An 11,481-nucleotide genomic window follows, 5' to 3' on the forward strand; every position below is an offset into this window, starting at 1 on the left:
TCTCGAATTTGGATTGCATACTTTCACCTTAATTCTATTCACTGGGGATAATTTAAGAAGGAATTATACATGAATTAATTGAAAGAGATTTGAGTGGTTTTAAATTAACCATAGAAAGAGAGTGCTCAGAAATATTCTTACATTAATGCGAAGTCACACCCAGTCCAGACCAATACTTATGGTCAGTATGGTAATGAGGATACTCGCATTGACAAAATTTCCGGTAAATGCAGCAACTAAGGCTGCGAGGAGTAATATAGTGACCAATGGGTTTATTGAATAAGATATCGCTTCAAGTACTTGTAGACGATAAGGCTTTTGTGCAACTTCATTAAAACCATATATTGCTTGCTTTTTTAACCTCCTGAGCTGTCAGGCCTTCTTGAGTACTACCAAGTGCGGCAAGAGCCTATTTAGGAGTTAAGCCAATTAAAGCTTCTAGATTTATAAGTTTAACCAATTTTTGCAGGTAAGCTTTTGACATTAGGATCTTTCGAGTAGGCGTCAAGAATATCATTGACCAACTGCTTAATAATACCTTGTCTCTCTTCTTCTTCAATTAATCCGGCTCTTTCCTTCATGCTTGCTAAACGAGACTCTAATTCCTTGGTAACTGTTCCATTAGGAAATAACGCTGCCAAAAGACGTCTTGCTTCAGCTGGTCCCAAATGTCTATATAAATGATTTCTAACCGTAGCATCTTCTGCAGTAGTACTAAATGCCCATAATTCTACTGGCCCTAATGTTAAGGTCAGTAGCTGTACGTTTATTCCTGTTTTGGTAGCGAATTGAGCCAGGAAAGTGGCCCCACCTTGTCTCGGCCCATGCACTCGAGTGCGTAAAGCTATCTTAGCTGTTTCAGAAAGACCAAAAATTTCACTGGTTTTCTCCACTGCTTGAGAAGGTCCAGCATCCATCACATAAATGGCCGTTGCAAAATCAATCATCACTGGATCAAAGTCATCAACTGCTTGCGATAATAAAGCAATTTGCACTTTCCACTTTCGTCCTTCCCGCATGTCGATAATGACCTGCTCTCGAACCGCGGACGATTTTGAAGTACGGTGGAATTCGTCATAAACAATCCGCTTATGATCCTCGCGAATCTCTAACACCCTTTGCTTATGATACTCTTTATATTGGTCTGGTACATTGTTTAAACTTTCTTCAGTTAAGTAATAGTGTCTTGCCAATACGTATCTGGCCAACATATACATAACAGCAGTTTGCCGGTCGGCGGCATCACCACCACTTTTTGCTACTTCATCAAGATCGAGTGAAACTACCCGCGCATCACCGATATCAAAACTGGTAACTCGGGATAAAATGGGATATTCCCGAACAGCTGCTGAAATCATCCTGGAAAAAGCATTAATTAATGACTCCCCTGTAGGGGCAGTAATTTTTTCATACAAATCTTCAATTGATGGTGTTCTGCAAATAGATGCGGCATCTGCTAACAATGGCATCGCATATCTTTGTGCCAGCATTGCCTCATGGACAAATCCTGCTGAATACAATGCATCCGTAACTTCCCACCAAGTAGATTTTGCATCGCGGATAAATCCTATTTCTTCTAAAATACTATCGATAAATTCTTCTAGTCCTGGAGCATAAGGAGTTGGATTAAATTCATCTGCCATGCTTTTATATAATTCATCCACGACCATACCTGCTAAATCTGCCATTCCATCATATGGTTTTGTAGCACCTAAAGGCGTGGTAAGCAAGGTCATGAAGTTGACTAAAAAGGACCTCTCCAAAGCTGTTGGGTAACGACAACCTAATTGAGTATCAAATGGATTAATTGAATAATCGGGGGTCATTCTTAGCCTGTGGTAGGCAACCAAATGCCGTTTAGATGCGGGCAGTGCCTCTTTCAATAATGAAATTAGACCACTACTTGAAGGGCCTATATCGATAATTGCAATTCTGGGTAAGCGCATTAAGCCGCCTGATAGACAGAGTGCCAAATTTAATGCATTCGACAATACTGATTTACCAGAACCCGGACGAGCGTAGACTAAATCGATCCAGGTTGTTTGTTCGGTAGAACCAGGTTGAAAAGGCCAGGGCTTTCCATCCGGCGTTCTTAATAATAGCGCTCCTGTTCTCCAGGGCGATGCTGGCCTTGTAATTGGTAGCATTGAGATAACGTCTGTTAACGGCGCTACAGATGGCACAGCAGAATTGTTTAAAGTAGTCGCTAGCATACTGGACACAAAACCAGCAAATGCATCTCCACAAATTTCAGATACATCAGTAGAGCCCCACCCTTCTATCGCTTTCACTAATTCAGAGCTTCTACGTCTCAATAATGGTAAATTTCCTTCTGGAGCCCAGGTCGTTGCAACAACACGTAATCGGACAATAGCTTCATCCGTGTTGAGTTGTATGTATTTCAATAAATTCACCGAATCACTGATTAAGCGATTTTGGGCTGAACTAAAACTCAATATTGCAGCTAAGAGCCCCTTCAATTTAATAGTATTTAATCCTTCGCTCTCTATTAAAAAAGCAATTCTCCATGGGACATGTGAGGGCAGAATACGAGCAAATAAGCTAATAAAAGGTCTAACGTCCTTTGGGAATAAATCAATATAAGTTGAAGAATAAATTTTATCCCCTACGCGAACAGTACGTAAATCCATGACTTCTGCATCTCTTGGCAAAACCTGTTTGGATAATGGTGGCCATAATAAATCAGAAGCATCACCTTCGAAGTTGTTTAATTCACGAACTGGTATTTTATCGCCAGGTAAGGTAGCTCGCCAATCATCTGCAGTATAATCTGGATCTCCTGTCATGCGAATAGCATGAACTGCTTCATGCACCTCGAGCAATTTTACTATAACATTCATCGCCCCCAAGTCATTAAGAATTGATCGCACATAAGCATCGTGAGTATCTCTTAATTCAGGAATTGCTGCAAAAATGGTTTGAGTATTTTTGAACGGAGGAGCTTTTGTATCTTTTAACATTTTCAATTTTGCTTTATTAGCAGCCTTTAACTGATCACCTGGTAAATTAAATGGCCTAGTATATAAAACAAAATAGACGCGCTCCTCCGCACAATACTGTGATAAATAATTCACGCGCTCTTCAAATAAATCTTTTAGATTAAGCTCAAGACGATTAGCTGTTGCTTCTGCTGGCGAATAGATATCTTTGATCAGTTTTACTATGTTTTGTTTATCATGACTAAAATAAACTTGTAAGGCATGTCCGGGTCTACCCATAGCCGCTTGAAATGAGTTAGACAACCCCTCAACCAAGCGCTCAAATTCTTCAGGACCTGCTAATGCAGTAATTCCCTCAACTTTTAAAACTGATAACAAAGAGCCATCATGATTAACTAATACAGTAGAACTATCTGCTGTTTCCAAATCAATATAGGACTCTGTGGTTTGCTTAAGAGAAGTACTTAACCAGGCAAAGAAAGTATCAACGCCTTCAAAAAATGATTCTGCCCAACCTGCCATCCTTCGTCCTCAATTTTTTATTAATGGAAATCTTTTTAATTTAGCACTTTTCAACATCCAATAAATTTTAGGACCAATGTCCACTAGACTATTTTCCACTTACTCATTTTAAAATTTAATATTAAAAGACATTAATCTGCAATTTCTTCTAAAGCGCTGGCAGCCCATTTTTCTATCTGTTTTCGGAATTTTGCTCTGGACGGCAATAGTCGTATATTTTTAAAAAGTTGTGATCTGACTTCTTCACTATTCACGCCAGAATCAATCATCAATTGTCCAAACATTGCTGGATCGCTCGTGCCTTCCCCAAATTTTTCTTCGACAATTTGTGATCGAAATTTAAAACTTCTGTATATATTTTGCGCGCTAGACTTGTACCCTGTATCATTGGTAATTGCACAAAAAAGAACATGACATAAACTGTTTAATTCCGTTTGGCTTAATTCTGGAAGGTAAATCAAGGTCCCTCCACCATAGCCACCAACTCCTACTGACTCCACAAAAAAACATTGAGCACAAAAACAACATGCCGTAACTAAATTAGATAATCTGTTATTTGTATAGTCATTATCCAAATTAACTATCTCTTGATACAAACGAGCTTGAAATCCACAAAACTGGCAAGTGTACCTATCTCTTTGTAATATTTTTTGTTCATACGCCTTAAATCGCTCATCGACCTTCCTCGCTGAGTATAAGCGCCAAGAAGCTGGTGAAGCAATTAATTTTAACTCACAACGTTGTTGATTATCTGCCATATTTTTAGTTCACATTCAGCCAATTTTAATAGAGACAATCATCCAAACTTCCATTCCCTACAGCGCAACATCTATAAATTAAAAATTGGGTAAAGTAAAAATACTTTACCCAAGAAGATAATATATGCCCAGATCAACTAGCCTTATATACTGTTCCAGTAGGACCAGCAGCCTTATATCCACCAGCTCCAAACATGGTTTCGCCTGCTACACCTAAAATTGAAGGAAGGAACAACAACGCTGCAGCAATGAATACCAGAGCTATTGGCGTTCCTATTGGTATTTGAGTAGGGTTGTCCTTGTGTTGCTTAAACTTCATGATCGCACCAATGGAGAAACCTAGCCCTGCCAAATAAGAACCTGCTGTAATTAACTTGGTAAGACTTGTAAATGAACTGGTAATTTGAGATGCCATTTTTCCTAATGAGACTCCTGCAGAAGCATCCTGACAAACTAGAGTAATTAAAGCTAAACTCATTGCGCTTAAAAACCAGTATTTATAACCTGATTTATGGATAACCTTAGTATTCACAATTCTCTCCTAGTTTTTAATTAATTTAAGAACCATATAATGTATTATTAATCATATTGACAGTACCAACAATATTTATCGCCAAAATACCACCAAATACATGAATCAACCCTTTACCTGTACCTCCCGGAGGTTGCCCCTGAGATGCTGAACGAGCAATTAAAACCCACCCCCTTACAAATGCTATTAATCCAATGACCTGGATTATCATTGTTAAAGGCCTACCAACAATACTCCCGCTACCGAACAAAGTGCTTAAAGCTGGGCTGTTACTATCCACAGGCGCATATTGTAATGGATTTGCATAACCAAACGTTGTTTGCATTACAGTTGACAATCCAGAAGGAAAGTAAATTAGCAATGCTCCAACCATTAAATAAACAACGGGTTCTTTAATGCTAGTGTTACTCGACATCATAGTTCTAGCCTCTCCATAAACTTTTAGGCTATAGATTGCCTTAAACAAAAAAGCACAACCAATCAAATAAGCTGCACCAGTAATTAATTTCTGCACAGGCTCTAATTGATTGGCAATATTAGCTAATATGTTAGCTTGACTTGCTATCCAGCATGCTACAGTACCGCCAGTACAGGTTGGATCAGCCATATATGCCTCAACTATCTTCTTGACTAAACTTTATCACTTGTCCAGAACTTGTTAAAATACGACCCTGTAAAGAGTCAATTAATTTAACTACTCCATATCCGGGAATTTTTGATCCCTCTCTAACAGTAAGTGTAGAACCATTTGAGCCAATTAGCCAAGCCCGACCAGGAATTACTGCTTGAATGAAGTAAATAACTCTTGCAGGGGCAACTGGGCGAGAAACTTTTACAACTTTTTTAGGCGCTGTACGTGTCATTAGAACATTAATAACCTCTGACTGTCTTGCTAATTGACTAGACATATTACCTATAACTTGGTTGAGATTTGCTATTTGAGTATTGAGATCTCTAATATTGTTATTTACTGTATTGATTTGTTCGCTAAGAGCATTTACTTCAGTGCGAAGATTTTGCTGCATCATCTCTATTGCTGAAACATTTTTCTTTAAATCTGGGTCGCTTTCAACAACAGTTGTTGGTTGTATTTGTTGTACTGGGGTAATTGCTGAGGTTGTTTGTACTGGTTGAGGAGTTACCTGAGTTACCGGAGGTATTGTAGCAGGGGCAGTAGTAGTCTCAGATTTCCCTGAAAAAAACATCCAACCTATGACTTTGTACATCACCATTATAAAAATGACTATTCCAACGACAATTAATGCATTACGCTTAATATCTTTTTTCTTAGTCAACTCGCCTTTTTCAGATTGAAATGAACCGGAATCGGACTCACCCATCTGATCCATGTCATAAGAATCTAGTTCTGCAAACTTATATTCTTCACTATTTTGATCTTTCTCTGCCATTGTTATCCGCCATCAAATTAAATTGTCACATCTTGGGTAAATAAAATACCCAAACCTGTACCAGAATAAACTTCCACAGTTGTTGGTGTGTTAAACAATTGCTGTGCTTGCTGACTCCAGGCTTTACCAACGGTAGCCAATCCTATTACTGCATTTTCCAATGTTGATCGTCCTACACCATTAGCGACAGTGATATTATTGCCACCACCAGTACCACCAATAGTAATTGTCGTATTTGCTGATTGGAAAGCATTTCCAAAACCTTGTAAGAATGAGGAAGCGAATAAGGAACCATAGCGCATCAGATAATGATGATTGGTTGTGCTCGACAATGCTGTTCTTGCAGTATTTGGATCAATTGCATAGGCAGAGATTGAGATAGTTTTGGCTGCCCCAGGAACTGACATGGTATTGAATGTAATCACCATTTTATCTGCATTGGAAGGCAAATTAAAGCTTCCTATAAGTTTTGCACCTTTTAACCTGCCTGTAACAATAGTTGCCAAAATTGGACCTGGTTCATCACTATTCACTGAAGTATCCAATACAGCAAACATGATATCGCCTGTTTTTATAACTGCTTGAGTCTGAACGTTGCCAACGCCTGCAGTCACTTGTTGCTCAACGCCCTCTACCGGAACAGGGCCTGCAGCACCTCCAGCACCAGCAGGGGTTGTTGTTTCTTGAGTTGCTTCTGTATAAACCTGGTTATCCACTCTTTTCCAGTCTTGAACTAATTGATTTGCTGCAGAAAGCATATCAGAAGTTCTTTGCTGAATTGTTTGCTGGTATCTTTGTTCAGCCAATTGTTCATTTTGTTTTTTCAAAATAGCTTGCAGTTGTTCAGCATTAGAAGCAGCATCGGTAGTAGGTCTGGTAGTAGTACCTGGAATACTCGGAATCCCCGTAAGGGTTGAGCCTACTGGTTGTAAACCTGGACTTCCCAATCCTGCTACAGATGAATCTTGTGGAGAAAATCCAGCATTCATCAAATCTGTTGTACTAAATCCGGCATTTTTAAGTTCAGCCGCAGAATAACCAGCATTCCTTAAATCCGAAGGGCTGAATCCAGCATTTCTTAGCTCTGCAGCGCTAAACCCAGCATTCTTTAACTCTGCTGCACTAAACCCAGCATTCTTCAATTCTTTTGCACTAAACCCGGCATTCTTCAATTCTGCCGCAGAAAATCCGGCATCTTTCAATTCCTTAGCGCTAAATCCTGCACTCTTTAATTCTGCTGCAGAAAAACCAGCATCTTTCAGGTCTTTCGCACTATATCCTGCACTCTTCAATTCTGCTGCAGAAAAACCAGCATCTTTGAGCTCTTTTGCTGAAAATCCAGCTGCCTTTAATTGTGCAGCCGAAAAGCCTGCTTTTTTTAATTCGGCAGCTGAAAAGCCAGCGTCTTTCAATTCATTTGCACTAAAGCCCGCATCCTTCAATTCAGCGGCGGAAAATCCAGCATCATGCAATTCCTTAGCTGAAAAACCGGCATCTTTTAAGTCTTTTGCATTAAATCCTGCTGCCTTTAATTCAGCCGCAGTGAATCCCGCGTCTTTCAATTCTTTTGCAGTATAGCCTGCTGCTTTCAGAGCAGCGGCGGAACAACCTAGTGTTTGTTTTATTGTTGCCGCGCTAACACCAGCAGCTCTCGCTTTTTTTAATGACTCCACACTGCAATCAGCAACACGACCCTCTGCGATAATAGAGGCTGGATTTAATCCAGCATCCTGTAATTGCTTCGGAGTAAAGCCTGCTGCAAGTAGTTCTTGAGGAGTAAATCCTGCATCAAGTAAAGATTGAGCATCATAGCCGGCTGCTTTTAAAGCTTCTGAGCTACAACCATTTAGTTCTTTAATACGCTTGGCTGAAACACCTGCAGAAAATAATTGTTTCAGTTTTGCAGAATCACAACCCGCTGCTCTTATATCGTTATCACTTAAAGGAACTGCTGCACCTATTTCATTTGGGGTAAATCCTGCATTAGCTAAATCAGCATCAGTAAATCCTGCCGCTTTCAGTGCCTGTGCACTACACCCAGCATATTGTCTGATTAATGCAGCGCTGACACCAGCTGCTTTTTCCTTTCTCAAAGTATCAACATCACAACCAGCATTCTTGACATCTTGTGGGGTAATTCCTGGAGGAAGCTCTACTTGAGCGGCCTTAATTTGTGCTGGAGAAAATCCTGCTTGAGCAAGATCTGCAGGAGTAAATCCTGCATTCAGCAAATCCCTTGCAGTAAAACCAGCGTCTTTTAATTCGGCTGGAGTGAAACCTGCTCGTCTCAAATCCGCTGCACTAAAACCAGCATCTTTCAACTCTTTAGCGGTGTATCCTGCTGCTTTTAGCTGTTCAGCAGTGCAACCAGTTATTTTTCTGATAGCAGAAGCACTCACTCCTGCAGCGCGCAACTTAGCCAGCGCAGCCGCACTACATCCCGCCTTACGCACATCCTCTGCAGTGATTCCTCCCGGTAAACCACCAGCTTTTGCAATTTCTGCATCAGAAAATCCCGCTCCTTTCAGTTCACCATCTGAGAAACCTCCGTCTTTCATTTCTTGTGCTGAAAAACCCGCATTCCGTAACTCACAAGCATCAAATCCACAAACTCTTAGCCGACCTGCACTATATCCTGCCTCTTTTAGTTGCCTCGCATTATAACCAGCAGCCTTTAATTCTTTACATTCACATACTTGTTCAAGCTCCTTTAAATTATAGCCGCTGTCTTTTAATTGCACACAGCTGCAAGCTGCTTTCAAATCAGTAAGTTGTGCCCCCTGATTGATAACTTTTGTAATAACTGATTTGCTGCATCCTGCATTTTGTAATTCTTGTAACCACAGGCTTCTTTGGGTGCCTCCTAAATCCTCTTGAGCGAGAGCAGTAAACCCTACTCCCGATTGAGCACCAATAACGCCAACCCCTTCTCCCAATGCTTGGGTGCGAATAATAGTTGGGATAGCGCTTCCACCTGTTTTCTCAGCGACTTCTGCTTGGACAACATTTTGTTCTTCTTGTAATTTTGCATATTGGGCAGTTGGATCTAAAACCCCAGGAATGGATTGAATGCCTCCTGGTACCACCGAGACTTCCGCTGTGGCAAGAGAAGCAGTGCCAGCACCTCTGAATTTTAAAAAGCCTATCACCACAGCAATGATTAATAACACTGCTGTAAAAATAATAATCACCCGAGTCCGAGTATTGGAAAAAAGTGATTTTAAATTTTCTTTTCTGCTAGCCATTTGCTTATAACCCTTCTACCTTGAGTTGCATGACTTTTCCATGCCAGGAAACTAATAAAACTGGGGATTTTTGCATTTCATACGCATGCATCCCGTCGGCACTAGTCATACTAGCTAACCAGCCCGGTGATAATATAGTGAGATTGGTTCTAACATACATTTTTTCATTAGATAACCAAGCGCGGGCATCCCCTCCACTCACTACCAAGCGTCTGCTTCCAGGAGGAGGCACGCCCTCTAATACATGAAGAAGCAAATCATTTGCTGATGGAGGTATCCCCTCTTCGGTCGGCATACTTTTAGCATTAGGACCATAACCTTGAATTCGTAAATCAACTCGATAATCTACTGCTTTTTGCCCAGGAATAAGAGTTAGCATGACAGGAGTATTCAATCCTTTTAATCTAACTGCCAAATTACCATAATTATATAACTTCATCGCCTGTATCATTAGGGTATTACTGGTTTTATCCCACTGAATATTGAATGCCGAGGGGTCTCCTAAATCATAGGCAGAAATTGGCCACGGCGATCCCGTTGAGTCCAAAAAAACCAAAGAAGATACAAACCCTTGTGACAGTCTAATCACTGGGGGGGTTGACCCAGGAGACAAGTTAACAAACTGAGATGTCGCTGTAGGTTTAGGAGGGGTGCCTGCTGTTGAAGCTTTGGCATACTCCGAAGTCTGGTATATTTGCTTTAATCGAACAATTTGCTCAGGATTTAAAGGATAAAGATCGCGTGTCATATCCTTAAATGCCTTATTATCAATGATTTCTGCGTCATCTTGACTAATTACCTGACCTTCAGTTGTGGTTGATGCTTGATTTCTTTGGGCCGCTTGGGGAGCATTGACTTGCCCAGTTTGATCTGAAGGAGGTTGTGCTGCGCCAATAATCGGAGTAGCCTCATTAGCTCCCTCATTAGCATCTTGAACATCTGCAGCAGGTGTTTGCGCTAACTTCTGTTGAAGTAACCGTAATTGCTGTAATGCCTGTTGAGCATCGTCTTGATCAGCTGCATATACGCCGTAAGACATAAACGATACCATACCAAACACTAAACAATATTTGCACCATTGATAATATTTTTTCATCTAAGATACCCCACCACTGGCAGGTCCAACAACAAATTGAGCAATACCTATCCCTCTAGGCGAATTCAAAGTTGAAATTCTTGTTATCAACATCGTCACTACGTTATTTTGCTGAGTAAACTCACTGGCACTTTGGTAAGTAACTAATATTGGCATTTGCACTCTCCAGGAATAACTGCCGTTTAGTACTCCTTTTTGCAAAATAATAGGGGCTCTAGTTGCTACTGCGGAAACAACCAGTTTTTTTGCCTTAACAGCATCAAGATTGTTTGATTGTTGTAATGCGCCTAAAAATTGATCCCAGCCTTCTGCTGTAAAAAAACCTGAAGAAGCTTGTAACTCATCGCGATAATTAACAAAATTATAGGTGAATGCTGCAATAGCAGCCTGATTCGCCCATTGTAAAACAGCGGAATCCGATTGGTTCGGTTCATCTAAAGGAAATAAAGGTGTAATACGTCCATTAATACTCGTGGCAAAGTATTTAGGGGCAGGCGGATGTGTGATCATATACACGACAAGAGAAGCTAAAACTATATTTACTACAATAGCTACTAATAACGCCAATATTACTTTGCGCTGGCTATCCTTATAAAATTTATTCCTCAAGGCAACTACAGTTAAGGCATCTTCAGCCATAATATCCTCTAAAATTATTGTGGTATAACCCTTTCTGAATCATTATTTGGTGGATCTGGCTCAAGTAGCGGCTCAGACGACATATTAGGAGTCAACATTGGCTTAAGCTGGATTGGAGGGGCTATTCCACTGGTTGCATAAAAATCCCTTTCCGGTTCATGCACATGAAGATAATAAATCAAAGTGGCTAACCCACAACTTAAGACAAGAGAAACAAGCAACATCCTTAGCCCCACGGCCTATAGATATGGACATTAAAAATTTTTTATTCTGCTTCATTAAAGCCATGCTTCTCGACTCATTTTTTTACCTCAATTACG

General features: G+C 40.4%; 11 protein-coding genes. 1 reads left to right on the plus strand and 10 read right to left on the minus strand.

Features of this window, described 5'->3' with window-relative positions:
* Window positions 1–153: 153 nt before the first annotated feature.
* From OK13_RS16075 to icmM, 10 genes are all read right to left on the minus strand, one after another.
* Window positions 154–345, minus strand: a complete 192-nt coding sequence (locus tag OK13_RS16075; RefSeq protein WP_338151682.1) for a hypothetical protein — start codon at window positions 343–345, stop codon at window positions 154–156.
* Window positions 346–452: 107 nt separating this feature from the next.
* Window positions 453–3,482, minus strand: a complete 3,030-nt coding sequence (icmB, locus tag OK13_RS11125) for a type IVB secretion system protein IcmB/DotO (RefSeq protein ID WP_035890844.1) — start codon at window positions 3,480–3,482, stop codon at window positions 453–455.
* A 131-nt stretch (window positions 3,483–3,613) separates the two neighbouring features.
* Window positions 3,614–4,240, minus strand: coding sequence for a type IVB secretion system protein IcmJDotN (gene icmJ, locus OK13_RS11130; protein WP_035890845.1), 627 nt, complete (start codon window positions 4,238–4,240; stop codon window positions 3,614–3,616).
* 133 nt (window positions 4,241–4,373) lie between these two features.
* Window positions 4,374–4,772 (minus strand): hypothetical protein, encoded by a 399-nt coding sequence (locus OK13_RS11135; protein WP_035890846.1) that lies wholly within the window; start codon window positions 4,770–4,772, stop codon window positions 4,374–4,376.
* A 25-nt stretch (window positions 4,773–4,797) separates the two neighbouring features.
* The gene (locus OK13_RS11140; RefSeq protein WP_035890847.1) at window positions 4,798–5,379 is read right to left on the minus strand and encodes a hypothetical protein; all 582 of its coding nucleotides are present in this window, start codon (window positions 5,377–5,379) and stop codon (window positions 4,798–4,800) included.
* Between the two features lie 7 nt (window positions 5,380–5,386).
* Window positions 5,387–6,181: a type IVB secretion system protein IcmG/DotF gene (gene icmG, locus OK13_RS11145; protein WP_035890848.1), complete on the minus strand. Its 795-nt coding sequence runs from the start codon at window positions 6,179–6,181 to the stop codon at window positions 5,387–5,389.
* A 17-nt stretch (window positions 6,182–6,198) separates the two neighbouring features.
* Window positions 6,199–9,426 (minus strand): type IVB secretion system protein DotG/IcmE, encoded by a 3,228-nt coding sequence (gene dotG, locus OK13_RS11150; RefSeq protein ID WP_035890849.1) that lies wholly within the window; start codon window positions 9,424–9,426, stop codon window positions 6,199–6,201.
* Window positions 9,427–9,430: 4 nt separating this feature from the next.
* Window positions 9,431–10,522 (minus strand): type IVB secretion system protein IcmK/DotH, encoded by a 1,092-nt coding sequence (gene icmK / locus OK13_RS11155; protein WP_035890850.1) that lies wholly within the window; start codon window positions 10,520–10,522, stop codon window positions 9,431–9,433.
* A complete protein-coding gene (locus tag OK13_RS11160) occupies window positions 10,523–11,161 on the minus strand; it encodes a type IVB secretion system apparatus protein IcmL/DotI (protein ID WP_035890851.1) in 639 nt (212 codons plus the stop codon).
* 14 nt (window positions 11,162–11,175) lie between these two features.
* The gene (gene icmM / locus OK13_RS11165) at window positions 11,176–11,385 is read right to left on the minus strand and encodes a type IVB secretion system protein IcmM/DotJ (RefSeq protein ID WP_241480540.1); all 210 of its coding nucleotides are present in this window, start codon (window positions 11,383–11,385) and stop codon (window positions 11,176–11,178) included.
* Between icmM and OK13_RS15490 the strand changes: the two genes are divergently transcribed.
* The coding region (locus tag OK13_RS15490; protein ID WP_241480541.1) for a hypothetical protein at window positions 11,295–11,481 on the plus strand (187 nt) is incomplete at its 3' end. The two genes, icmM and OK13_RS15490, sit on opposite strands and share 91 nt — an antisense overlap.

The sequence above is a fragment of the Legionella norrlandica genome (assembly GCF_000770585.1).
Classification (GTDB): Bacteria; Pseudomonadota; Gammaproteobacteria; order Legionellales; family Legionellaceae; genus Legionella; species Legionella norrlandica.